This is a genomic window from Pseudomonas fluorescens, assembly GCF_902497855.1.
GTDB lineage: Bacteria > Pseudomonadota > Gammaproteobacteria > Pseudomonadales > Pseudomonadaceae > Aquipseudomonas > Aquipseudomonas fluorescens_BI.
The window spans coordinates 299,617-322,509 of record NZ_CABVHU010000008.1 but is presented as its reverse complement, the minus strand read 5'-3'; the positions used below and the strand labels follow the sequence as shown (position 1 = coordinate 322,509).

The 22,893-nt window shown below is 60.9% G+C and carries 21 protein-coding genes; 14 read left to right on the top strand and 7 right to left on the bottom strand.

From position 1 onward, the window contains the following. Positions 1 to 452 precede the first annotated feature (452 nt). The 4 genes from F8N96_RS18345 (at position 453) to F8N96_RS18330 (ending at position 5,044) form a co-directional block, all read left to right on the top strand. A complete protein-coding gene (locus tag F8N96_RS18345) occupies positions 453 to 1,715 on the top strand; it encodes an ATP-binding protein (protein WP_150798968.1) in 1,263 nt (420 codons plus the stop codon). Beyond that, the gene (locus tag F8N96_RS18340; RefSeq protein ID WP_045061485.1) at positions 1,708 to 2,274 is read left to right on the top strand and encodes a response regulator transcription factor; all 567 of its coding nucleotides are present in this window, start codon (positions 1,708 to 1,710) and stop codon (positions 2,272 to 2,274) included. The genes F8N96_RS18345 and F8N96_RS18340 overlap by 8 nt, the downstream gene beginning before the upstream one ends. Before the next feature lie 97 nt (positions 2,275 to 2,371). Then, on the top strand, positions 2,372 to 4,099 hold the full coding sequence (locus F8N96_RS18335) for an ABC transporter ATP-binding protein/permease (protein ID WP_150798967.1): 1,728 nt from the start codon (positions 2,372 to 2,374) through the stop codon (positions 4,097 to 4,099). Between the two features lie 195 nt (positions 4,100 to 4,294). Continuing rightward, positions 4,295 to 5,044 (top strand): FadR/GntR family transcriptional regulator, encoded by a 750-nt coding sequence (locus tag F8N96_RS18330; RefSeq protein WP_178084719.1) that lies wholly within the window; start codon positions 4,295 to 4,297, stop codon positions 5,042 to 5,044. A 27-nt stretch (positions 5,045 to 5,071) separates the two neighbouring features. Here the strand turns inward: F8N96_RS18330 and F8N96_RS18325 are convergent, their stop codons facing one another. Then, positions 5,072 to 5,638 (bottom strand): hypothetical protein, encoded by a 567-nt coding sequence (locus F8N96_RS18325; protein WP_150798966.1) that lies wholly within the window; start codon positions 5,636 to 5,638, stop codon positions 5,072 to 5,074. A gap of 135 nt (positions 5,639 to 5,773) precedes the next feature. Here F8N96_RS18325 and kdgD point away from each other — a divergent pair, with 135 nt between their 5' ends. The 5 genes from kdgD (at position 5,774) to F8N96_RS18295 (ending at position 12,447) form a co-directional block, all read left to right on the top strand. Then, positions 5,774 to 6,685 carry a 5-dehydro-4-deoxyglucarate dehydratase gene (gene kdgD, locus F8N96_RS18320; protein WP_150745489.1) on the top strand — a complete coding sequence of 304 codons (912 nt, stop codon included), beginning with the start codon at positions 5,774 to 5,776 and terminating at the stop codon, positions 6,683 to 6,685. A 74-nt stretch (positions 6,686 to 6,759) separates the two neighbouring features. Beyond that, the gene (locus F8N96_RS18315) at positions 6,760 to 8,205 is read left to right on the top strand and encodes an aldehyde dehydrogenase family protein (RefSeq protein ID WP_150798965.1); all 1,446 of its coding nucleotides are present in this window, start codon (positions 6,760 to 6,762) and stop codon (positions 8,203 to 8,205) included. A gap of 186 nt (positions 8,206 to 8,391) precedes the next feature. Further along, the gene (locus tag F8N96_RS18305) at positions 8,392 to 9,759 is read left to right on the top strand and encodes an MFS transporter (RefSeq protein WP_064679744.1); all 1,368 of its coding nucleotides are present in this window, start codon (positions 8,392 to 8,394) and stop codon (positions 9,757 to 9,759) included. 11 nt (positions 9,760 to 9,770) lie between these two features. Continuing rightward, the gene (gene garD / locus F8N96_RS18300; RefSeq protein WP_150798964.1) at positions 9,771 to 11,324 is read left to right on the top strand and encodes a galactarate dehydratase; all 1,554 of its coding nucleotides are present in this window, start codon (positions 9,771 to 9,773) and stop codon (positions 11,322 to 11,324) included. Between the two features lie 181 nt (positions 11,325 to 11,505). Continuing rightward, positions 11,506 to 12,447 carry an AEC family transporter gene (locus F8N96_RS18295; protein WP_150798963.1) on the top strand — a complete coding sequence of 314 codons (942 nt, stop codon included), beginning with the start codon at positions 11,506 to 11,508 and terminating at the stop codon, positions 12,445 to 12,447. A gap of 3 nt (positions 12,448 to 12,450) precedes the next feature. Here the strand turns inward: F8N96_RS18295 and F8N96_RS18290 are convergent, their stop codons facing one another. The 6 genes from F8N96_RS18290 to gatC form a co-directional block, all read right to left on the bottom strand. Then, entirely contained in the window at positions 12,451 to 12,831 is a 381-nt protein-coding gene (locus tag F8N96_RS18290) for a carboxymuconolactone decarboxylase family protein (protein WP_150798962.1), read from the bottom strand. Continuing rightward, positions 12,828 to 13,889, bottom strand: coding sequence for a calcium/sodium antiporter (locus F8N96_RS18285; RefSeq protein WP_150798961.1), 1,062 nt, complete (start codon positions 13,887 to 13,889; stop codon positions 12,828 to 12,830). Before F8N96_RS18285 ends, F8N96_RS18290 begins: the two co-directional genes overlap by 4 nt. A 50-nt stretch (positions 13,890 to 13,939) precedes the next feature. Continuing rightward, positions 13,940 to 14,311, bottom strand: a complete 372-nt coding sequence (locus tag F8N96_RS18280; protein ID WP_150798960.1) for a septal ring lytic transglycosylase RlpA family protein — start codon at positions 14,309 to 14,311, stop codon at positions 13,940 to 13,942. A 126-nt stretch (positions 14,312 to 14,437) separates the two neighbouring features. After that, complete coding sequence (gene gatB / locus F8N96_RS18275) at positions 14,438 to 15,883, bottom strand: Asp-tRNA(Asn)/Glu-tRNA(Gln) amidotransferase subunit GatB (RefSeq protein ID WP_150798959.1); 1,446 nt, start codon at positions 15,881 to 15,883, stop codon at positions 14,438 to 14,440. Positions 15,884 to 15,893: 10 nt separating this feature from the next. After that, positions 15,894 to 17,345 (bottom strand): Asp-tRNA(Asn)/Glu-tRNA(Gln) amidotransferase subunit GatA, encoded by a 1,452-nt coding sequence (gene gatA / locus F8N96_RS18270; protein WP_150798958.1) that lies wholly within the window; start codon positions 17,343 to 17,345, stop codon positions 15,894 to 15,896. Between the two features lie 16 nt (positions 17,346 to 17,361). Then, a complete protein-coding gene (gene gatC / locus F8N96_RS18265) occupies positions 17,362 to 17,649 on the bottom strand; it encodes an Asp-tRNA(Asn)/Glu-tRNA(Gln) amidotransferase subunit GatC (protein ID WP_045061473.1) in 288 nt (95 codons plus the stop codon). A gap of 211 nt (positions 17,650 to 17,860) precedes the next feature. On the opposite strand from gatC, the gene mreB reads away from it, so the two are divergent. The 5 genes from mreB (at position 17,861) to rng (ending at position 22,851) form a co-directional block, all read left to right on the top strand. Then, positions 17,861 to 18,898 carry a rod shape-determining protein MreB gene (gene mreB / locus F8N96_RS18260; RefSeq protein ID WP_002555108.1) on the top strand — a complete coding sequence of 346 codons (1,038 nt, stop codon included), beginning with the start codon at positions 17,861 to 17,863 and terminating at the stop codon, positions 18,896 to 18,898. 137 nt (positions 18,899 to 19,035) lie between these two features. Continuing rightward, positions 19,036 to 20,166: a rod shape-determining protein MreC gene (gene mreC, locus F8N96_RS18255; protein WP_150798957.1), complete on the top strand. Its 1,131-nt coding sequence runs from the start codon at positions 19,036 to 19,038 to the stop codon at positions 20,164 to 20,166. Then, positions 20,166 to 20,657, top strand: coding sequence for a rod shape-determining protein MreD (mreD, locus tag F8N96_RS18250; protein ID WP_064679735.1), 492 nt, complete (start codon positions 20,166 to 20,168; stop codon positions 20,655 to 20,657). Before mreC ends, mreD begins: the two co-directional genes overlap by 1 nt. A gap of 82 nt (positions 20,658 to 20,739) precedes the next feature. Continuing rightward, on the top strand, positions 20,740 to 21,336 hold the full coding sequence (locus F8N96_RS18245; protein ID WP_150798956.1) for a Maf family protein: 597 nt from the start codon (positions 20,740 to 20,742) through the stop codon (positions 21,334 to 21,336). A gap of 57 nt (positions 21,337 to 21,393) precedes the next feature. Then, a complete protein-coding gene (rng, locus tag F8N96_RS18240; protein WP_064679733.1) occupies positions 21,394 to 22,851 on the top strand; it encodes a ribonuclease G in 1,458 nt (485 codons plus the stop codon). Positions 22,852 to 22,893 lie beyond the last annotated feature (42 nt).

The window sequence follows — 22,893 nt, the reverse complement described above, 5'->3', positions numbered from 1 at the left end:
TCGAGCACCATGCTGGCAGCATGCAGCTTGAACTCGCGGGTATAGACCTTTCTTTCGTTCATGAAACCTCCAAGTTGGCGAAATCATATCGCCCTTAAGAGGTGTCCGGAATTATTAGGCCAGTTCAAGCCAGCTCCTACAGGTGCCGCGTTTGTCCTGACTGCACGCGTTATCGTTAACGACCTTCGCTGGCAAGCCAGCTCCTACAGGTGCCGCGTTTATCCTGACTGCACGCGTTATCGTTAACGACCTTCGCTGGCAAGCCAGCTCCTACAGGTGCCGCGTTTGTCCTGACTGCACGCGTTATCGTTGACGACCTTCGCTGGCCAGCTCCTACAGGGGGGCGTCAGGATTCGGTTTGCCATGTGGCCGTTTGCCGCACTTTCGCCTGTCAGCCCCCGTGCTTGGTTATACTCCCTGCGATCCGCCTGGAGCGCTCATCAGGAGAGCTCATGCTCGCCCCCGTTCAAATCACTTCCGCGACTCGCCAGAACCTCTGGCGGCTGACGTTCATCCGCACCTTGGTGCTGGCCGCCCAGGCCGGTTCCGTAGGCCTGGCTTATTGGCTCGAGCTGCTGCCGCTACCCTGGTTTCAACTGGCCGCGACCCTCGTCTGCTCGATGCTGCTGTGTGCATTCACGGCGATTCGCCTGCGCACCACGTGGCCGGTCACCGAACTTGAGTACGCCGTGCAACTGGCGTGCGACCTGTTTATCCACAGTGCCTTGCTGTATTTCTCCGGCGGCTCGACCAACCCCTTCGTCTCTTATTACCTGGTGCCGCTGACCATCGCCGCGGTGACCTTGCCGTGGCGGTATTCGGTGATTCTGTCCGGTATCGCGTTGACGATGTACACCTTGTTGCTGGCGCGTTTCTACCCGTTGCAGACCTTCCCGATCGCTCGGGAAAACCTGCAGGTGTACGGCATGTGGCTGAGTTTCGCTTTGGCTGCGGCGGTCATTACCTTTTTTGCCGCGCGCATGGCCGAGGAGTTGCGCCGCCAGGAAGAGCTGCGTGCCATTCGTCGCGAAGAGGGCCTGCGCGACCAGCAGCTGCTGGCCGTCGCGACCCAGGCGGCCGGCGCCGCCCATGAACTGGGCACGCCCTTGGCGACCATGAGCGTGTTGCTCAAGGAAATGCGCCAGGACCATCACGACCCGATGTTGCAGGACGATCTGAGTGTGCTGCAGGATCAGGTCAAGCTCTGCAAGCAAACCTTGCAGCAGCTGGTTCGGGCGGCGGAGGCCAATCGCCGGTTGGCGGTGGAGATGCAGGACGTCACCGATTGGCTCGACGAAGCCCTGAACCGCTGGCACCTGATGCGTCCGGAAGCCAGTTATCGGTTCCAGCGCCTCGGCCAAGGCACCGTGCCACGGATGGCGCCGCCGCCGGACCTGACCCAGGCGCTGCTGAATTTGCTCAACAACGCCGCCGATGCTTGCCCCGAAGGGCTGCAAGTGACGCTGGACTGGGATGCCGAGAACTTGACCATCAGCATCCGCGACCACGGCGCCGGTGTGCCCCTGGCCATCGCCGAGCAGATCGGCAAGCCGTTTTTTACCACCAAGGGCAAAGGCTTCGGCCTGGGCCTGTTTTTGAGCAAGGCCAGCGTGACACGCGCCGGCGGCTCAGTGAAACTCTACAGTCATGAGGAAGGCGGCACGCTCACCGAGCTGCGCCTGCCCCGTGTCGCCCGAGGAGACGAACATGAGTGACGATATCCAGGTCGAAGGCGAAGGCGAAGAACTGCCACATTTGCTGCTGGTCGACGACGACGCAACCTTTACCCGGGTGATGGCCCGTGCCATGGCCCGCCGCGGCTTTCGCGTCAGCACCGCCGGTTCCGCCGAAGAAGGCCTGACCATCGCCCAGGCCGACTTGCCGGACTACGCTGCGCTCGACCTGAAAATGGACGGCGATTCCGGCCTGGTGCTGCTGCCCAAGCTGCTGGAGCTGGACCCGGAAATGCGCGTGGTGATCCTCACCGGTTACTCGAGCATCGCCACCGCCGTCGAGGCGATCAAGCGCGGCGCCTGCAATTACCTGTGCAAACCGGCGGACGCCGATGACGTGCTGGCCGCTTTGCTTTCCGAGCACGCCGACCTCGACACCCTGGTGCCGGAAAACCCGATGTCCGTGGACCGTTTGCAATGGGAACACATCCAGCGCGTGTTGACCGAACACGAAGGTAACATCTCCGCCACGGCCCGTGCCCTGGGCATGCACCGCCGCACCCTGCAGCGCAAACTGCAGAAGCGCCCGGTCCGTCGCTGAACCGGTGCTGAACAATTGTTGTCCCATCGCGTTACAACACGAACTGATCATCTATGATCGGTTCGTGTGTCGTTCTTTTCTCCAATGAGCCTTTTCCATGAATCAGAACGCAGAATATTCCGCGGTCAATGATGCTGTGCGCGGGCAGTTTTTTCGCAAAGTCTGGGCGATGATCACGCCTTACTGGCGCAGTGAAGAGAAGGGCAAGGCCTGGACGTTGCTGATCGCGGTGATCGTACTGTCGTTGGTCAGCGTGGGAATTTCGGTGTGGTTCAACACTTGGTACAAGGATTTTTACAATGCCCTGCAACAAAAGGATGAGGCTGCGTTCTGGCGGTTGATCCTGTATTTCTGCGGGATTGCGGCGGTAGCGATTGTCGGCGCGGTATACCGGCTGTACCTGACCCAGATGCTGACCATCCGTTGGCGGGCATGGCTTACCGAAAAGCATTTCGCCCGCTGGTTAGGCAACAAGAATTACTACCAGCTTGAGCAAGGCGGTTACACCGATAACCCGGATCAGCGGATCTCCGAAGACCTCAACAACTTTACCTCGAACACCCTGGAGCTGGGTATTGGACTGCTGCGCAATATTGTCAGCCTGGTGTCGTTCTCGATCATCCTGTGGGGGGTGTCGGGCAGTATTGAAGTCTACGGTTTTACCATTCCCGGATATATGTTTTGGTGTGTGCTGGTCTATGCGGTGATCGGCAGCTGGCTGACGCATTTGATCGGTCGTCGCCTGATTGGCCTGAACAACCAGCAACAACGCTTCGAAGCTGACCTGCGTTTCTCCATGGTGCGGATTCGCGAAAATGCCGAAAGCATCGCTCTTTATAACGGTGAGCCGAATGAAAACCGTCGCTTGAGCAGTCGTTTTGGCCTGGTCTGGCACAACTTCTGGGACATCATGAAGGTGTCCAAGCGCCTCACGTTCTTTACCGCCGGTTACAGCCAGGCCGCCATCATCTTTCCATTCATGGTCGCCGCGCCGCGTTACTTCGCGGGCAAGATCGAACTGGGTGAGCTGATGCAGATCAGTTCGGCATTCGGCAACGTGCAAGAGAGTTTCAGCTGGTTTATCAGTGCATACCAGAACCTCGCTTCCTGGCGCGCCACCTGCGATCGTCTGCTGAGTTTCCGTCAGGCGATGACCGATAACGAAGAGCGGGCGCCGATGATCGACGTGCAGAATTCGGGGGCGGATCTGAAGGTGCACAACCTGGGTCTCGACCTGGCGGACGGTCGTCACCTGCTGACCAATGCAGACATGACCGTGGAGGAGGGCGAGCGCGTCATGCTCAGCGGCCGTTCCGGAAGCGGCAAATCGACCTTGCTGCGGGCCATGGGGCATTTGTGGCCGGCGGGCCACGGCAGTATTCGTCTGCCGGCGGCGCGGTATCTGTTCCTGCCGCAAAAACCCTATCTGCCGATTGGCACCCTGCGCGAGGCGCTGAGTTATCCACAGGCCGGCGATACCTATCCGCACGAACGCTATGTTCACGTGCTGGAAACCTGCCGCTTGCCGCATCTGGTGGCGCGCCTGGACGAAGCCAATCACTGGCAGCGCATGCTGTCGCCGGGTGAACAGCAACGTCTGGCCTTCGCCCGCGCGCTGCTCTATGCACCGCAATGGCTGTACATGGACGAAGCGACCTCGGCGATGGATGAAGAGGATGAGGCTTCGCTGTATCAGGCGTTGATCGATGAGATACCGGGCTTGAGCATTGTCAGCGTGGGGCATCGCAGCAGCCTGAAACGCTTCCATCCACGGCACGTTCGTATCGAGAATGGGCATCTGGTGGACCAGACCGTGACCGCATAAACGCCACCACCCCCCTGTAGGAGCGAGGCTTGCCCGCGACAGCCGTTACACGGTTCCATTGAAAAACCGTGTCATCGGCTTCGCGGGCAAGTCGGATCGCCGCACCGCTCGCTCCTACAGAGGGGGTGGGTGATCGTACAACCGCGTTGAGCTATGATGCGGATTCAGCCGAATTTTTCGAGAATGACGTTCACCATGGAAAACCCGATCGACACGCCACGCCTCCCTCGCAAGCGCCGCAGCCTCGCACAGGAATTGGTGACGGTGCTGTCCGAGCAGATTCGCGACGGTCACCTCAAGCGCGGCGACAAATTGCCCACCGAGTCGGCGATCATGGAGGCCCATGGCGTCAGCCGGACGGTGGTGCGCGAGGCGATTTCGCGGTTGCAGGCGGCCGGGCAGGTGGAAACCCGTCATGGCATCGGCACCTTTGTGCTCGATACCCCGAGCCCGAGTGGTTTTCGGATCGACCCGGCGACCGTGGTCACCCTGCGTGACGTGCTGGCGATTCTCGAATTGCGCATCAGCCTGGAAGTGGAATCCGCCGGCCTCGCCGCCCAACGTCGCAGCGCCGAGCAGCTGGCGCTGATGCGAGCGGCGCTGGACGCGTTGAATGAAAGCGTCTCCCACGCCAGCGATGCCGTGGCGTCGGACTTCCAGTTCCACCTGCAAATCGCCCTGGCGACGGGCAACCGCTACTTCACGGACATCATGACCCACCTGGGCACCAGCATCATCCCGCGTACGCGACTCAACTCGGCGCGCCTGGCCCATGATGACCAGCAGCACTACATGAATCGCCTGAGTCGCGAGCATGAAGAGATTTATGACGCGATTGCCCGCCAGGATTCGGATGCAGCCCGGGCGGCGATGCGTTTGCACCTGACCAACAGCCGTGAGCGGCTGCGCCATGCCCATGAAGAGGCTGAGGCGCAGCGGGGGTGATGCCTGGGTTGAGTCTGACGTTTTGAGCTAAGGTTCGATGCGCAGTGTCACGGGAGACGAGCTCATCGCAAGGCTCGACTCTCCGATGGTTTGGTAGCGCAACGTTACAGTCTGACCTGTGTATGGCTTTAGTACGTTTTCCGGGATAAAGACTTTTAATCCTGGCACTCTTTGAAAATCTTCAATGTCATAATTCCAGGTTCCAGCCGAAATTCCATCATCACCACCGCTCCATTCAGGGGCCTCCTCATCCTCTCCCAGGATCGCGTAGACCACGCCCGTCAGGAAGAGGTCGGCCGAGTCCGGGACACGGACTTCCAATCGACCTTTTTCAAGAGTCGACAGCCGGACGACAATCTCCGTACTGGATCCCGTGGTAGGGGTATCTCCCACGTCAGGGGCTGCAAGTGCCATGGTGAATCTCCTTTTGATGACGAGATTGGCCGTAACGATTAACGGCTGGAGCCGGGCGGCGGGCTCCTTCAAAGGAGTTTCTCCGCTCGGGCACTCAGCTTGATACTGTAAATAATGACAGTCGCGACGAGCGGTGACAGCTTGCTGTCTGAACTGAATTCCACCCTGATTGAACCGCATCAGCCTTCCTCCCTGCACCCTCATCGATGAAATGCAGTTGACGATTCTATTTTAAGTTGTACGATGACCTACAACTAGGCGAAAGCTGAATATTTTCTCAACAACATAAACGTCGCTACCCAGGGTGTTCGAATAATGAATCCACAAGAACTGAAGTCCATCCTCTCTTCCGGTCTGCTGTCTTTCCCGGTTACCGATTTCAATGCCCAGGGCGATTTCCATCGCGCCGGCTACATCAAGCGTCTCGAATGGCTGGCCCCATACGGCGCCTCGGCGCTGTTCGCCGCGGGCGGCACCGGTGAGTTCTTCTCTCTGGCGGCCAGCGAATACTCGGAAATCATCAAGACCGCCGTCGACACCTGCGAAACCAGCGTGCCAATTCTGGCCGGTGTTGGCGGTTCGACCCGTCAAGCCATCGAATACGCTCAAGAAGCCGAGCGTCTGGGCGCCAAGGGCCTGTTGCTGCTGCCGCATTACCTGACCGAAGCCAGCCAGGACGGCGTGGCCGCTCACGTTGAAGCCGTGTGCAAATCGGTGAAAATCGGCGTGGTGGTTTACAACCGTAACGTCTGCCGCCTGACCGCTCCATTGTTGGAGCGTCTGGCCGAGCGCTGCCCAAACCTGATCGGCTACAAAGACGGCCTGGGCGATATCGAGTTGATGGTGTCGATCCGTCGCCGCCTCGGCGATCGCTTCAGCTACCTGGGTGGCCTGCCGACCGCCGAAGTCTACGCCGCGGCTTACAAGGCGCTGGGCGTACCGGTTTATTCGTCCGCGGTGTTCAACTTCATCCCGAAAACCGCGATGGATTTCTACCACGCCGTTGCCCGGGAAGATCACGCCACCGTCGGCAAGATCATCGACGACTTCTTCCTGCCATACCTGGACATCCGTAACCGCAAGGCCGGTTACGCGGTGAGCATCGTCAAGGCCGGGGCAAAAATTGCCGGTTATGACGCAGGTCCTGTGCGTGCACCGCTGACCGATCTGCTGCCAGAAGAGTACGAAGCTCTGGCCGCGCTGATCGACAAGCAGGGCGCGCAGTAAAAAACCGATTGAGAAAGGCCGCTGAGCAATCAGCGGCCTTTTGCGTAAAGACTCTTATGTTCAGGAGAAAGGTTGTGGCTGATACAAAGCGTTTCGATAACTACATCAACGGTGAATGGGTAGCGGGCAGCGATTACTCCGCCAACATCAACCCGTCCGAGCTGACCGACACCATCGGTGAATACGCCAAGGCCGATCTGGCTCAAGTCCACGCCGCCATCGATGCCGCGCGCGCCGCGTTCCCGGCCTGGTCGACCTCGGGCATTCAGGCTCGCCACGATTCACTGGACAAAGTCGGCACTGAAATCCTCGCCCGTCGCGAAGAGCTTGGCACCCTGCTGGCCCGGGAAGAGGGCAAGACCCTGCCCGAAGCCATCGGCGAAGTGACCCGCGCCGGCAACATCTTCAAGTTTTTCGCCGGCGAATGCCTGCGTCTGTCCGGCGACTACCTGCCGTCGGTGCGGCCGGGCGTGAACGTTGAAGTGACTCGCGAAGCGCTGGGCGTGGTCGGTCTGATCACCCCGTGGAACTTCCCGATCGCAATCCCGGCGTGGAAAATCGCCCCGGCCCTGGCATACGGTAACTGCGTGGTGCTGAAACCGGCGGATCTGGTACCGGGTTGCGCCTGGGCGCTGGCTGAAATCATTTCCCGCGCGGGCTTCCCGACCGGCGTGTTCAACCTGGTGATGGGCAGTGGTCGAGTGATTGGCGATGCGCTGGTGCAGAGCCCGAAAGTCGACGGCATCAGCTTCACCGGCTCCGTGGGTGTCGGGCGTCAGATCGCCGTCAACTGCGTGTCGCGCCAAGCCAAGGTGCAGCTGGAAATGGGCGGCAAGAACCCGCAGATCATTCTCGACGACGCCGACCTCAAGCAAGCGGTCGAACTGTCGGTCCAGAGTGCGTTCTACTCCACCGGCCAACGTTGCACCGCCTCGAGCCGCTTCATCGTCACTGCCGGGATTCACGACAAGTTCGTCGAGGCCATGGCCGAGCGCATGAAGTCGATCAAAGTCGGCCACGCGCTGAAAACCGGCACCGATATCGGTCCGGTCGTCTCGCAAGCCCAGCTTGAACAGGACATGAAGTACATCGACATCGGCCAGTCCGAAGGTGCGCGTCTGGTCAGCGGCGGTGGTCTGGTGACCTGTGACACCGAAGGCTACTACCTGGCCCCAACCCTGTTCGCCGACAGCGAAGCCGCGATGCGCATCAGCCGCGAAGAAATCTTCGGTCCGGTGGCCAACATCGTGCGCGTGGCCGATTACGACGCTGCGCTGGCCATGGCCAACGACACCGAGTTCGGTCTGTCAGCGGGCATCGCCACCACGTCGCTGAAGTACGCCAACCACTTCAAGCGCCACTCCCAGGCCGGGATGGTGATGGTCAATCTGCCGACGGCGGGCGTGGATTACCACGTTCCATTCGGCGGGCGTAAAGGTTCATCCTATGGATCTCGCGAGCAAGGTCGCTATGCGCAAGAGTTCTACACGGTTGTGAAGACCAGCTACATCGGCTCCTGACAGGAAACGCCGCGGTATCGGCATCGATACCGCGACCCCCTGTAGGAGCTGGCTTGCCAGCGAAGGCGGTGTATCAGTCGACACAATTGTTGAATGACACACCGCTTTCGCTGGCAAGCCAGCTCCTACAGGGGGGACACACCCGTTTTACCCGCGCATAAAAATAATCAGTGGGAGTACATCTACATGCAAGCGACCAAGCCAACCCACGTCCGCTATTTGATTTTGCTCATGCTTTTCCTGGTGACCACCATCAACTACGCCGACCGGGCCACTATCGCCATCGCGGGCTCCAGCCTGCAAAAAGACCTCGGCATCGACGCGGTCACCCTCGGCTATATCTTCTCCGCATTCGGTTGGGCCTACGTGGCCGGGCAAATTCCCGGTGGCTGGCTGCTGGACCGTTTCGGTTCGAAAAAAATCTACGCGCTGAGCATTTTCACCTGGTCGCTGTTCACCGTGCTCCAGGGTTATGTCGGCGAGTTCGGCATGTCCACGGCGGTGGTTGCGCTGTTCATGCTGCGCTTCCTGGTGGGCCTGGCCGAAGCGCCATCCTTCCCCGGTAACGCACGCATCGTCGCGGCCTGGTTCCCGACGGCAGAGCGCGGTACGGCTTCGGCGATCTTCAACTCGGCGCAATACTTTGCCACCGTGTTGTTCGCCCCGCTGATGGGCTGGATCGTCTACAGCTACGGCTGGCAGCACGTGTTCATCGTCATGGGCGTGATCGGTATCATCTTCTCCGGGATCTGGCTGAAGGTGATCTACAGCCCGCGCCAACACCCGAGGATCAATGAAGCCGAGTTCAAGCACATCGCCGACAACGGCGGCATGGTCGACATGGACCAGGACAAAGGCAAAGGCAAAAAGGCCGACGGTCCGAAGTGGGACTACATTCGCCAGCTGCTGACCAACCGCATGATGCTCGGCGTGTATCTGGGCCAATATTGCATCAACGGCATCACCTACTTCTTCCTGACCTGGTTCCCGGTGTATCTGGTGCAGGAACGCGGCATGACCATCCTCAAGGCTGGTTTCATCGCCTCGTTGCCGGCGATCTGCGGCTTTATCGGTGGTGTGCTCGGCGGGGTGATCTCCGACTACCTGCTGCGCAAGGGCCACTCGCTGACCTTCGCCCGCAAGGCGCCGATCATTGCCGGCTTGCTGGTGTCCAGCAGCATCGTGGCCTGCAACTACGTGGACGTGGAATGGATGGTCGTCGGCTTCATGGCTCTGGCGTTCTTCGGCAAAGGCGTGGGGGCGCTGGGCTGGGCGGTGGTGTCCGACACCTCGCCGAAACAGATCGCCGGTCTGAGCGGTGGCCTGTTCAACACCTTCGGTAACATCGCCTCGATCACCACCCCGATCGTGATCGGCTACATCATCAGCTCCACCGGCTCATTCAAATGGGCGCTGGTGTTTGTCGGTTGCAACGCACTGGTCGCGGTGTTCAGCTACCTGGTGATCGTTGGCCCGATCAAACGTGTGGTGCTCAAGGAACCGCCAGTCAGCGGTCCTGAAACCAATAGCAAATTGTCTCAAGCGCATTCCTGAGGAGCGGCGTCATGCAGTTGATTGAACATTCCGACTCGCCGCGCTACATCCGCCTGCACGAGCGGGACAACGTGGTCATCGTGGTCAACGATCAGGGGGTGCCCGCCGGCACCGAGTTTCCGGACGGCCTGGTCACCCTGGACTTTGTGCCGCAGAGCCATAAGGTCACCCTTGAGGATATTCCCGAGGGCGGCCAGGTGATTCGTTACGGCCAGACCATTGGCTACGCGTTACAACCGATTCCACGCGGCAGCTGGGTCAAGGAAGATCAACTGCGCATGCCCACCGCGCCACCGCTGGACAGCTTGCCGCTGTCCACCGAGGTGCCGGCGGCACAGGCGCCGCTGGAGGGTTTTACGTTCGAGGGGTATCGCAACGCCGACGGCACAGTCGGCACGCGCAACATCCTCGGCATCACCACCACGGTGCAATGCGTCACCGGTGTGCTGGACCATGCGGTCAAGCGCATCAAGGACGAATTGCTGCCCAAGTACCCGAACGTCGATGACGTGGTGGCACTGACTCACAGCTACGGCTGCGGTGTGGCGATTACGGCGACTGACGCGTACATCCCGATCCGCACCGTGCGCAACCTGGCGCGCAACCCGAACCTGGGTGGCGAAGCCTTGGTCATCGGCCTGGGTTGCGAGAAATTGCAGGCCGGGCAGGTGATGCACGAGAACGACAGCTCGGTGGATTTGAGCGAGCCATGGCTGTATCGCTTGCAGGATTCCAGCCATGGTTTCAGCGAGATGATCGAGCAGATCATGGAACTGGCCGAAGCCCGTTTGAAGAAGCTCGATCAACGTCGCCGGGAAACCGTGCCGGCGTCCGAGCTGATCCTTGGCATGCAATGCGGCGGCAGTGATGCATTTTCCGGGATCACTGCCAACCCGGCGCTGGGTTATGCCTCGGACCTGTTGCTGCGGGCTGGCGCGACGGTGATGTTTTCCGAAGTCACCGAAGTCCGCGACGCCATTTATCTGCTGACGTCCCGCGCCGAAACCGAGGAGGTGGCCCAGGAACTGGTGCGGGAAATGGACTGGTACGACCGTTACCTGGCCAAGGGTGAAGCGGATCGCAGTGCCAACACCACGCCGGGCAACAAGAAGGGCGGGTTGTCGAACATTGTCGAGAAGTCGTTGGGCTCGATCGTCAAATCCGGCAGCAGCGCGATCAATGGGGTGCTTGGCCCTGGGGAGCGTTTCAAGCGCAAAGGGCTGATTTTCTGTGCGACACCGGCCAGTGATTTTGTCTGCGGCACCTTGCAACTGGCGGCGGGGATGAACCTGCATGTGTTCACCACCGGTCGCGGCACGCCCTATGGTTTGGCGATGGCGCCGGTGGTGAAGGTATCGACCCGGACCGAACTGGCGCAGCGCTGGCCGGACCTGATCGACATCGATGCCGGACGGATTGCCACCGGGCGGGCTTCGATCGAGGAACTGGGGTGGGAGTTGTTCCACTACTACCTGGATGTGGCCAGCGGCAAGCAGCAGACGTGGGCGGAGCGGCACAAGCTGCATAACGACATCACGTTGTTCAACCCGGCGCCGATCACCTGAGACCGAGTCGCCTGCTTCGCCGGCAAGCCAGCTCCTACAGGATTTGTGTCGAGCACAAAATATGCGTACGACGCGGACCTGTAGGAGCGGGCTTGCCAGCGAAGGCGTTCTACCAGACGCCAACGTCCCAGGTGGCTTATCATTAGCCCCCTAACGACGCCCACCCAAGGTTACCCCCGGCATGCTGGCTATCTTCCTCGAAACCCTGAATATCACCGCGCCGGTGTTTGCCATGTTGTTTCTGGGGGTGCTGCTCAAGCGCATCGACTGGATCAACGACAATTTCATCCACACCGCATCGGCCCTGGTGTTCAACGTCACCATGCCGGCGCTGTTATTCCTGGGCATCCTGCATGCCGACCTGCACGCCGCGCTGCAACCGGCGCTGCTGATCTATTTCTCTATCGCCACCCTGGTCTGTTTCGCCATCGCCTGGGGCTGGGCGATCTGGAAGTGCCCACGGGACGACCGGGGCATCTACACCCAGGGCGCCTTTCGCGGTAACAACGGTGTCATCGGCCTGGCGCTGGCGGCGAGCATGTACGGCGATTACGGAATTTCCCTCGGGGCGATTCTCGCGGCACTGGTGATCCTGCTCTACAACACGCTTTCGACCATCGTGCTGGCGGTGTACAGCCCGGTGATCAAGTCCGACCCGTGGAGCATCTTTAAAAGCGTGATGATCAACCCGCTGATCATCAGCGTGTTTGCGGCGGCGCCGTTTGCTTACTTCAACATTGGCTTGCCGGGTTGGCTGGAAACCTCCGGTCAGTACCTGGCGCAAACCACCTTGCCCTTGGCGCTGATCTGCATCGGCGGCACGCTGTCGCTGGCGGCGATGCGCAAAAGCGGTTCGATGGCGCTGAGTTCAAGCCTGGTGAAGATGCTTGGCCTGCCGATCCTGGCGACGCTGGGAGCCTGGCTCTGGGGGTTCCGCGGTGCGGAGCTGGGGATTCTGTTCCTGTACTTCGGCAGCCCGACCGCCGCGGCCAGCTTTGTCATGGCCCGTCAGGCCAATGGCAATCATGAACTGGCCGCCGCGATCATCGTGATCACCACCTTGATGGCGGCGGTCACCACCAACATCGGGATCTTTTTGTTGCAGTGGGGTGGGTGGATCTAATGATTACTCCGGCTTCTGGTAACTATCGATCACTTCCTGCGCCGCCCGAAACGCATCGATCGCCGCCGGCACTCCGGCATACACCGCGCAATGCAGCAGCGCCTCGCGAATCTCTTCCACGGTGCAGCCGTTGTTCAGCGCACCGCGCACGTGGCCTTTCAATTCCTGCGGGCACTTCAACGCCGTCAGCGCGGCGAGGGTGATCAGGCTGCGGGTTTTCAGGGGCAGGCCTTCGCGGTTCCAGACGCCGCCCCAGGCGTGTTCGTTGACGAAGTCCTGCAGGGGCTGGGTGAACTCGGTGGCATTGCCCAGCGCACGGTCGACGAAGGTGTCGCCCATCACTTGGCGGCGGACTTCAACGCCAGGCTTTCGATTATCGGTCATGGCAATTCCCTCTTGTGGTGTTGGCGACGCCAGGCGCGCAGCGATGTGAACAGCAAATACGCCACCAGTGCCGGCAGGACGAAAAACAGCATCAGGTGTTCAAGCTTGCCCGCCAGCGGCATACCGGTGGTGAATGACACCACATGCAGGCCGTACGCCAGGTACAGCCCCAGAAACAGCAGGCCTTCGGCCCGGGTCATCCGGTAGCCGGAATAGAACACCGGCAGGCACAGCGCGGCGACGCCGAGCATGACCGGCAAATCGAAATCCAGGGCGTTGGGCGACACCGACAGCGGCGATGGCGCGATCAGCGCGGTAAAACCGAGCACGCCCAGAAGATTGAACAGGTTGCTGCCGACCACGTTGCCCACGGCGATCTCCCGTTCTCCGCGCAACGCCGCGATCAACGAGGTGGCCAGTTCCGGCAGGGAGGTGCTGACGGCAACGATGGTCAGGCCGATGATCCGCTCGGAAAGCCCCAGGTCGGTGGCGACCGACACCGCGGCGCCCAACAGCAGGTACCCGGCGTATATCAGCATCGCCAGCCCGACGGCGATCATCAGCAGGCTGCTGAACCACGGCGCTTGCACCGCATCCTGGGTAGTCGACTGCGGGCGGGCCGAGTGCCGCGACTGGCGCAGCAGCAAGCCCAGGCACACCAGCAGCGCCGCAAGCAGCAGCACGCCGTCGGCCCGGGTCAGTTCTTCGTTCCATGCCAATATGAACACCAGCAGGCTGGCGCCGATCATCAGCGCAATATCCACGTGCACCAGTTGCCGCGAAACCCGCAGCGGGATAATCAGCGCCGAGAGTCCGAGGGTGACGAGGATGTTGAAAATGCTGCTGCCGATCACGCTGCCGACGGCGATGTCGGCGTTTTGCGCCAGGGTCGCTTGCAGGCTGACCGCCATCTGCGGCGCGCTGCTGCCGAGGGCGACGATGGTCAGGCCGATGATCAGCGGACGAACGTGCAGCCGCGCGGCCAGGCGCACGGCGGCGCGCACCATCAGTTCGGCGCCGACGATCAGTAACAACAGGCCGCTGAGCAGTTCGATCACGCTGAGCAGGGGTAAATTGGCAAGTCCGAAGATAGTCGAGGCTCCGTCGGTCAGTCGAGGGCTTGCACGCGAACCCGTGCGGTGCCGCTTCTGAGCATGCCCAGTCGTTCGGCGGCCTCATGTGAAACATCGATCAGCCGCCCGCGGGTATGTGGCCCGCGATCGTTGATGCGCACTACACAGGATTTGTCGTTGTTCAGGTTCGTGACCTTCACCCGTGTACCAAAGGGTAGCTGGCGGTGGGCGGCGGTCAGGGAATTCTTGTTGAAACGTTCGCCACTGGCGGTACGTTTACCTTGGTGCTTGGCACCGTAATAGGAGGCGGTGCCGGTCTTGTCGTAGCCGTGTGGATCGATGATGTCGTTGCTGGTGCAACCGGCCAGCAGGGAGAGCAGGGCGCAGGCGCTGAGCAGACGCTTCATTAGGTGACCCCATGATCGTTCCCACGCTCCGCGTGGGAATGCAGCCGTGACGCTCTGCGTCACAAAAGCGGACGCAGAGCGTCCAGTGATAGTTCCCACGCGGGAGCGTGGGAACTATCACTGCGGTTAGCCTTCGAGCTTGCTTTTCAGCAGTTCGTTGACCTGTTGCGGGTTGGCCTTGCCTTTGGACGCTTTCATCGCCTGGCCGACGAAGAAGCCGAACATCTTGCCGCGTTTGGCTTCGTCTGCCGCGCGGTATTGCTCGACCTGTTCGGCATTGGCCGCGAGCATCTCGTCCAGCACTGCCGAGATGGCGCCGCTGTCGGTCACTTGCTTGAGGCCGCGCTTGTCGATGATCTCGTCCGCGCTGCCTTCGCCGTTGGCCATGGCTTCAAACACCACCTTGGCAATCTTGCCGGAGATGGTGTTGTCCTTGATGCGCAGCAGCATGCCGCCCAGTTGCTCGGCCGAGACCGGCGACTGGTCGATGTCCAGGCTCTGTTTGTTCAACAGGCTGCCCAGCTCGACCATCACCCAGTTGGCCGCCAGCTTGGCGTCGCCGCCGATGCTCACGACTTTCTCGAAGTAGTCGGCTTGCTCGCGGCTGGTGGCCAGGACGCTGGCGTCGTAGACCGACAGGCCGAACTGCGCCTGGAAACGCTCGCGTTTCTGCGGTGGCAATTCCGGCAGGGTGGCGCGCACGTCGTCGAGGAACGAGTTTTCGATGACCACCGGCAACAGGTCCGGATCGGGGAAGTAACGGTAGTCGTTGGCTTCCTCTTTGCTGCGCATCGGACGGGTTTCGTCCTTGTTCGGATCGTACAGGCGGGTCTGCTGGATCACTTTGCCGCCGTCTTCGATCAGCTCGATCTGGCGCTGCACTTCGGTGTTGATCGCCTTCTCGATGAAGCGGAACGAGTTGACGTTCTTGATCTCGCAGCGCGTGCCGAATTCAATCTGGCCTTTCGGACGGATCGACACGTTGCAGTCGCAACGCAGCGAGCCTTCGGCCATGTTGCCGTCGCAAATGCCGAGGTAACGCACCAGCGCGTGGACCGCCTTGACGTAAGCCACGGCTTCCTTGGCGCTGCGCATGTCCGGCTCGGAGACGATCTCCAGCAGCGGCGTGCCGGCGCGGTTCAGGTCGATGCCGGTGGCGCCGCTGAACTCTTCATGCAGGCTCTTGCCAGCGTCTTCTTCCAGGTGCGCGCGAGTGATGCCGACGCGTTTTACCGTACCGTCTTCCAGAGCGATATCCAGGTGGCCCTTGCCAACGATCGGCAACTCCATCTGGCTGATCTGGTAGCCCTTGGGCAGGTCCGGGTAGAAGTAGTTCTTGCGGGCGAACACGTTGTGCTGGCCGATCTCGGCATCGATCGCCAGGCCGAACATCACCGCCATGCGCACCGCTTCCTGGTTCAGCACCGGCAGTACGCCGGGCATGCCCAGGTCGACCAGGCTGGCCTGGGTGTTCGGTTCGGAACCGAAGGTGGTAGAACTACCGGAAAAGATTTTCGACCGGGTGGTGAGCTGGGTGTGAATCTCCAGCCCGATCACGACTTCCCATTGCATGTGTTTCTCCTCAGAAGCCGGTTGGGGTGCGGGTGTGCCAGTCAGTATTCAATTGATACTGATGGGCAACGTTCAACAGGCGACCTTCCTGGAAATACGGGGCGAGCAACTGCACGCCGACCGGCAGGCCGTCGACGAAACCGGCGGGCATGGACAAGCCCGGCAGGCCGGCGAGGTTGGCGGTGATGGTGTAGACGTCTTCCAGATACGCCGCGACCGGGTCGCTGTTCTTGGCGCCAAGCTTCCAGGCCGGGTTCGGCGTGGTCGGGCCGAGGATGATGTCGACCTCGTTGAAGGCCGCCATGAAGTCGTTCTTGATCAAGCGACGAATCTTCTGCGCCTTCAGGTAGTAGGCGTCGTAGTAACCGGCCGACAGCGCGTAGGCGCCGACCATGATCCGGCGCTGCACTTCCGGGCCGAAACCTTCGCCCCGGGAACGCTTGTACAGGTCGATCAGGTTTTTCGGATCTTCACAGCGGTAGCCGAAACGCACGCCGTCGAAACGCGACAGGTTGGAAGAGGCTTCCGCCGGGGCGATCACGTAGTACGCAGGGATGGCGTGCTGCATGTTAGGCAGGCTGATTTCCTTGACCACGGCGCCGAGCTTTTCCAGCTCCTTGACGCTGTTGTGGATCAGCTCGGCAATGCGCGGGTCGAGCCCGGCGCCGAAGTATTCCTTCGGAACGCCGATGCGCAGGCCTTGCAGCGAACCGTTGAGGCTGGCGCTGTAATCCGGCACGGGCTCGTCGATGCTGGTGGAATCCTGCGGGTCGAAACCGGCCATGCCTTGCAGCAGGATCGCGCAGTCTTCGGCCGTGCGAGCCAGCGGGCCGCCCTGATCGAGGCTGGAGGCGTAGGCGATCATGCCCCAGCGCGAAACGCGACCGTACGTCGGTTTCAGGCCGGTGAGGTTGGTCAGCGCGGCGGGCTGACGAATCGAACCGCCTGTGTCGGTGCCTGTAGCCGCCGGCAACAGACGAGCGGCAACCGCAGCCGCCGAACCGCCAGAGGAACCGCCGGGTACGTGCTCCAGGTTCCACGGGTTTTTCACCGCGCCGTAGTAGCTCGACTCGTTGGCCGAACCCATGGCGAATTCGTCCATGTTGGTCTTGCCCAGGGTCACGGCCCCGGCAGCGGCCAGTTTGGCCACCACGGTGGCGTCGTACGGCGCCTTGAAGTTGTCGAGCATCTTCGATCCGCAGCTGGTGCGGATGCCCTGGGTGCAGAACAGGTCTTTATGGGCGATCGGCGCACCGAGCAGGGCACCGCTCTCGCCATTGGCCCGGCGGGCGTCAGCGGCTTTGGCCTGCTGGAGCGCCAGGTCTTCGGTGATGCTGATGAAGCTGTTGAGCTGAGGATCGAGCTGGGCGATGCGCGCCAGCAGGACTTTGGTCAGCTCTTCGGAGGAAAACTTTTTATCGGCGAGACCGCGGGCGATCTCGGCCAGAGTCAATTGATGCATTGCAGGCTCTTTCCCTTTAGTCGATGACTTTCGGTACCAGGTACAGGCCGTTTTCGACCGCTGGTGCGATGGACTGGTAGGCCTCGCGATGATCGGTCTCGGTCACGACGTCTGCACGCAGGCGCTGGCTGGCTTCCAGTGGGTGGGCGAGCGGCTCGATACCGTCGGTATTGACCGCCTGCATTTCGTCGACCAGCCCGAGAATGCTGTTCAGGGCCGAAGTGATGTGTGGAAGATCGGCATCATTGAGGCCGAGGCAGGCCAGATGAGCGATTTTTTCCACGTCGGAGCGTTCAAGCGCCATGGGAATCTCCAGTGGAAAACAGAACGGACGGCGTCCGTGTGTTAGATTGGTCGGAACACTACCGCATTTCTACGGTCATATGGCCGCGATTGTGGGGTTTGGTGCACAGAAAAGCGGCCAATTTAACATATTGGCGCCTTGCCCAAAATCCCTGTCGTTGTTAGAGTTTGCCGCACTTTTTTACCCACGCGTTGCCTAGGGTCCTTTCCCCATGTTCAAGAAACTGCGTGGCATGTTTTCCAGCGATCTCTCCATTGACCTGGGCACTGCCAACACCCTTATTTACGTGCGCGAGCGCGGTATCGTCCTGAATGAGCCATCGGTTGTGGCCATTCGGACGCACGGTAACCAGAAAAGTGTTGTTGCTGTCGGCACCGAAGCCAAGCGCATGCTGGGCCGTACACCGGGCAACATTGCTGCCATTCGTCCGATGAAGGATGGCGTGATCGCCGACTTCAGCGTCTGCGAAAAGATGCTTCAGTATTTTATCAACAAGGTTCACGAAAACAGCTTCCTGCAGCCTAGCCCTCGTGTGTTGATCTGCGTTCCGTGCAAATCCACCCAGGTTGAGCGTCGTGCCATCCGTGAATCGGCCCTAGGTGCCGGTGCCCGTGAAGTATTCCTGATCGAAGAGCCGATGGCGGCCGCGATCGGTGCCGGTCTGCCGGTTGAAGAAGCTCGCGGCTCGATGGTCGTCGATATCGGTGGCGGTACCACTGAAATCGCACTGATCTCCCTGAACGGTGTGGTGTACGCCGAATCCGTACGGGTTGGTGGCGACCGCTTCGACGAAGCGATCATCACCTATGTGCGTCGCAACTACGGCAGCCTGATCGGCGAGTCCACCGCCGAGCGCATCAAGCAGGAAATCGGTACCGCCTACCCGGGCGGCGAAGTTCGTGAAGTCGACGTTCGCGGCCGTAACCTGGCCGAAGGCGTTCCACGGGCCTTCACCCTGAACTCCAATGAAGTGCTGGAAGCGCTGCAAGAGTCCCTGGCCACCATCGTTCAGGCGGTGAAAAGTGCGCTGGAGCAATCGCCGCCGGAACTGGCTTCCGACATCGCCGAGCGTGGCCTGGTACTGACCGGTGGTGGCGCCTTGCTGCGTGACCTCGACAAGTTGCTGGCCCAGGAAACCGGCCTGCCGGTGATCGTTGCCGAAGACCCGCTGACCTGCGTCGCTCGCGGCGGTGGCCGTGCCTTGGAAATGATGGATAAACACACCATGGACCTGCTTTCCAGCGAGTGATCTCGCCGGTTGCATCTATGCTGTTGGCGCGCAGGCAGCACTTTGCAGTGCTGCCTGTTGCGTTTATCTTCTGTCAGTCTGCATCCAGGCCGGTCTGCCTATGAATAACGAGAACATTTGCCTGGGAGGAGCGGCTTATTAAACCGCTTTTCACCAAAGGGCCTTCACTGGGCGTGCGCTTGTTGGTGCTGGTCGTGCTATCGGTCGCGCTGATGGTGTTCGATGCCCGCTTCACACTGCTCAAACCGGTGCGTAGCCAGATGTCGCTGGTGCTGATGCAGTCTTACTGGATCACCGACCTGCCGCAGCGGCTATGGCAAGGTGTGGCCAGCCAGTTTGGCAGCCGTACCGAACTCGTCGCGGAAAATGAAAAGCTCAAGACCGAAAACCTGCTGTTGCAGGGCCGCATGCAGAAGCTTGCCGCCTTGACCGAGCAGAACGTGCGGCTGCGCGAGTTGCTCAACTCCTCGGCGCTGGTCAACGAGAAGGTCGAAGTCGCCGAGCTGATCGGCATGGACCCCAACCCCTTCACCCACCGTATCATCATCAACAAAGGTGAGCGCGACGGTGTGGTGCTCGGTCAGCCGGTGCTCGATGCCCGCGGCCTGATGGGCCAGGTGGTCGAGTTGATGCCCTACACCTCCCGCGTGCTGCTGCTGACCGACACCACGCACAGCATCCCGGTGCAGGTGAACCGCAACGGCCTGCGGGCGATTGCCAGCGGCACCGGCAACCCTGAGCGCCTGGAACTGCGTCACGTGGCCGACACGGCCGACATCAAGGAAGGCGACCTGCTGGTCAGCTCGGGTCTCGGCCAGCGTTTCCCGGCGGGTTACCCGGTGGCCACGGTCAGGGAAGTGATCCACGATTCAGGCCAGCCGTTCGCCATTGTTCGCGCCGTGCCGACCGCCGCCTTGAACCGCAGCCGTTATCTGTTGTTGGTGTTCACTGACAGCCGCACGGCCGAAGAACGCGCCAACGATGCCGCCCAGGCCCAGGAAGCGCTGGATCAGCACGGCGGTGGACCGATCATTCCTGCGACCGTGCCCAAGCCTGCAGCTGTCATACCGGCCGCCGTCGCTGCTCCAGCCGCTCCGGTTGCCCCGGTGACCGCGCCTGCTGCCGCCACCACCCCGGCCAAACCTGTCGCAGCCAGACCTGCCGCCACCAAGCCGCCCGCCAAACCACCGACGGCTCAACCCGCTGCCGTGAGGCCTGCCGCCAAACCGCCTGTCTCCGCGCCGGCCACCCCTGGGGGAAGAGAATAATGGTCGGTATTACCGCCTCCCGAAACGGCTGGATAGTCTGGCTGACGTTTGCCATCGGCCTGCTGCTCAGCGTTTCGCCGTTGCCGCAATTCATGGAAATCCTGCGCCCCCTGTGGCTCGCCTTGCTGCTGGCGTTCTGGGCGTTGGCATTGCCGCAGAAAGTCGGCATGGTGACGGCGTGGTGCCTGGGCCTGGCCGAAGACGTGCTGTATGGCACGTTGCTGGGCCAGAACGCGTTGATCCTGACGCTCATCACGTACCTGGTGCTGGCGCTGCAACAACGCTTGCGGATGTTCCCGATGTGGCAGCAGAGCCTGGTGATCCTGGTGATCTTCGGCCTCGCGCAACTGGTTCAACTATGGCTCAGCGCCCTGACCGGCAATCGTCAGCCAACGCTGGCGCTGGTCTTGCCGGCACTGGTCAGTGCGTTGCTCTGGCCTTGGGTCAGCTACGGTTTGCGTGGATTGCGTCGACGCTACAGAATCAATTGATTCGGTCAGGCATCGGCCCGTACCGGTGCCCTGCCAAGGAACAGTATGTGTGCGGCAGGGCGCTAAACAGGGAGATGTCTTGATGAAACAGCTGTACCTCGCCTCAGGCTCGCCGCGTCGGCGTGAACTGCTCACGCAGATCGGCGTGCCGTTCTCCGCCATCAGTGCGGACATCGATGAAACCCCTTTGAATCTTGAATCGCCATCGGCCTATGTCGAACGCCTCGCGCGTGGCAAGGCCGAAGCCGGGCGCCGGCTGGTGGTGTCCGATGCGGATTTTTGCGTGCTGGGCGCCGATACCGCCGTGGTGCTCGACGGGAAAATTCTTGGCAAACCGGTGGACGAAGCCGACGCGTGCGCCATGCTTATGATGTTGGCAGGCCAGGACCATGAAGTGCTGACCGCCATTGCCGTGCTTGACAGTGAGCGTTGCGAGTTACGGGTTGTGCGCAGTCTGGTGCGTTTTCGCCCTATCAGTCGCGAGGAAGCGGCGGCCTACTGGGCCAGCGGCGAACCGCGGGACAAGGCCGGCGGCTACGGCATTCAAGGGCTGGGCGCGGTGTTTGTCGCCCAGCTGAATGGAAGCTATTCGGCGGTGGTCGGATTGCCGCTGTGCGAAACCTCGGAGCTGCTCGGCCATTTCGGCATACCCTGTTGGCAAACCCTTAACGCGCGCTGAGCGCCGTACTGACAAGATGCGGCCATTATCGTGAATATGCCTGAACGAGACCCTGCCATGAGTGAAGAGATCCTGATCAACATCACGCCGATGGAATCGCGCGTGGCGGTGGTTGAAAACGGTGTCCTGCAAGAGGTTCACGTCGAACGCACGCAAAAGCGCGGCATCGTCGGCAACATTTACAAAGGCAAGGTCGTGCGGGTATTGCCCGGCATGCAGGCGGCTTTCGTCGACATCGGCCTGGACCGCGCAGCATTCATTCACGCCTCGGAAATTTCCCTGCGCGAAGGCCCGACGGTCGAGAGCATCAGTGCGCTGGTCCATGAAGGCCAGAGCCTGGTGGTGCAAGTCACCAAGGACCCGATCGGTTCCAAAGGCGCACGCCTGACGACTCAGCTGTCGATTCCATCGCGCTATCTGGTGTACATGCCGCGCACTGCCCACGTTGGCATTTCGCTGAAGATCGAAGACGAAGCCGAGCGCGATCGCCTCAAGCAAGTGGTCACCGATTGTGTGGCCGCGGAGGGCATCAAGGAAGCCGGTGGGTTCATCCTGCGCACCGCCGCCGAGGGTGCCGGCGCGGATGAAATCCTCATGGACATCCGCTACCTGCGCAGGCTCTGGGACCAGATCAACGACCAGATCAAGACCATCAGCGCGCCGAGTGTGATCTACGAAGACCTCGGCCTGGCGTTGCGTACCTTGCGTGACCTGGTCAGCCCGAAGATCGAGAAGATCCGCATCGATTCCCGCGAAACCTTTCAGAAAACCACGCAATTCGTCGCCGAACTGATGCCGGAAATCGCCGATCGTCTGGAGCATTACCCCGGCGAGCGGCCGATCTTCGACCTGTACGGCGTCGAGGACGAAATCCAGAAAGCCCTCGAGCGTAAAGTGCCGCTCAAGTCCGGCGGCTACCTGGTGGTGGATCCGGCGGAAGCCATGAGCACCATTGACGTCAACACCGGGGCCTTCGTCGGTCATCGCAACCTCGAAGAAACCATCTTCAAGACCAACCTCGAAGCTGCAACCGCTATTGCCCGTCAGCTGCGCCTGCGCAATCTGGGCGGGATCATCATCATTGACTTCATCGACATGGAAGACGAAGAGCACCAGCGTCAGGTGCTGCGCACCCTGGAGAAACAGCTGGAGCGCGATCACGCCAAGACCAACATCATCGGTATCACCGAGTTGGGCCTGGTGCAGATGACCCGCAAGCGCACCCGCGAAAGCCTGGAGCAAGTGCTGTGCGAACCCTGCAGCAGCTGCCAGGGCCGCGGCAAGCTGAAGACGCCGGAAACCGTTTGCTACGAAATTTTCCGCGAAATCCTCCGCGAGGCGCGCGCCTATCAGGCCGAAGGCTATCGTGTATTGGCCAACCAGAAAGTCGTCGACCGTTTGCTCGATGAGGAATCGGGCAATGTGGCTGAGCTGGAAGGTTTTATCGGGCGCACCATTCGGTTCCAGGTGGAGACCATGTATTCCCAGGAACAATACGACGTGGTGCTGCTCTGAATCGCTGTGTTTCAACCCGACTAGAACAGCTGGCCTCAGCTT

Excerpts from the sequence above, each read along its gene's own strand:
- gatB (WP_150798959.1), bottom strand. The coding sequence starts at position 15,883 with ATGCAATGGGAAGTCGTGATCGGGCTGGAGATTCACACCCAGCTCACC.
- F8N96_RS18335 (WP_150798967.1), top strand. The coding sequence starts at position 2,372 with ATGAATCAGAACGCAGAATATTCCGCGGTCAATGATGCTGTGCGCGGG.
- mreB (WP_002555108.1), top strand. The coding sequence starts at position 17,861 with ATGTTCAAGAAACTGCGTGGCATGTTTTCCAGCGATCTCTCCATTGAC.
- F8N96_RS18325 (WP_150798966.1), bottom strand. The coding sequence starts at position 5,638 with ATGCGGTTCAATCAGGGTGGAATTCAGTTCAGACAGCAAGCTGTCACC.
- gatA (WP_150798958.1), bottom strand. The coding sequence starts at position 17,345 with ATGCATCAATTGACTCTGGCCGAGATCGCCCGCGGTCTCGCCGATAAA.
- mreD (WP_064679735.1), top strand. The coding sequence starts at position 20,166 with ATGGTCGGTATTACCGCCTCCCGAAACGGCTGGATAGTCTGGCTGACG.
- F8N96_RS18280 (WP_150798960.1), bottom strand. The coding sequence starts at position 14,311 with ATGAAGCGTCTGCTCAGCGCCTGCGCCCTGCTCTCCCTGCTGGCCGGT.
- gatC (WP_045061473.1), bottom strand. The coding sequence starts at position 17,649 with ATGGCGCTTGAACGCTCCGACGTGGAAAAAATCGCTCATCTGGCCTGC.
- rng (WP_064679733.1), top strand. The coding sequence starts at position 21,394 with ATGAGTGAAGAGATCCTGATCAACATCACGCCGATGGAATCGCGCGTG.
- F8N96_RS18345 (WP_150798968.1), top strand. The coding sequence starts at position 453 with ATGCTCGCCCCCGTTCAAATCACTTCCGCGACTCGCCAGAACCTCTGG.
- F8N96_RS18305 (WP_064679744.1), top strand. The coding sequence starts at position 8,392 with ATGCAAGCGACCAAGCCAACCCACGTCCGCTATTTGATTTTGCTCATG.
- F8N96_RS18330 (WP_178084719.1), top strand. The coding sequence starts at position 4,295 with ATGGAAAACCCGATCGACACGCCACGCCTCCCTCGCAAGCGCCGCAGC.
- F8N96_RS18245 (WP_150798956.1), top strand. The coding sequence starts at position 20,740 with ATGAAACAGCTGTACCTCGCCTCAGGCTCGCCGCGTCGGCGTGAACTG.
- kdgD (WP_150745489.1), top strand. The coding sequence starts at position 5,774 with ATGAATCCACAAGAACTGAAGTCCATCCTCTCTTCCGGTCTGCTGTCT.
- F8N96_RS18295 (WP_150798963.1), top strand. The coding sequence starts at position 11,506 with ATGCTGGCTATCTTCCTCGAAACCCTGAATATCACCGCGCCGGTGTTT.
- F8N96_RS18340 (WP_045061485.1), top strand. The coding sequence starts at position 1,708 with ATGAGTGACGATATCCAGGTCGAAGGCGAAGGCGAAGAACTGCCACAT.
- garD (WP_150798964.1), top strand. The coding sequence starts at position 9,771 with ATGCAGTTGATTGAACATTCCGACTCGCCGCGCTACATCCGCCTGCAC.
- F8N96_RS18290 (WP_150798962.1), bottom strand. The coding sequence starts at position 12,831 with ATGACCGATAATCGAAAGCCTGGCGTTGAAGTCCGCCGCCAAGTGATG.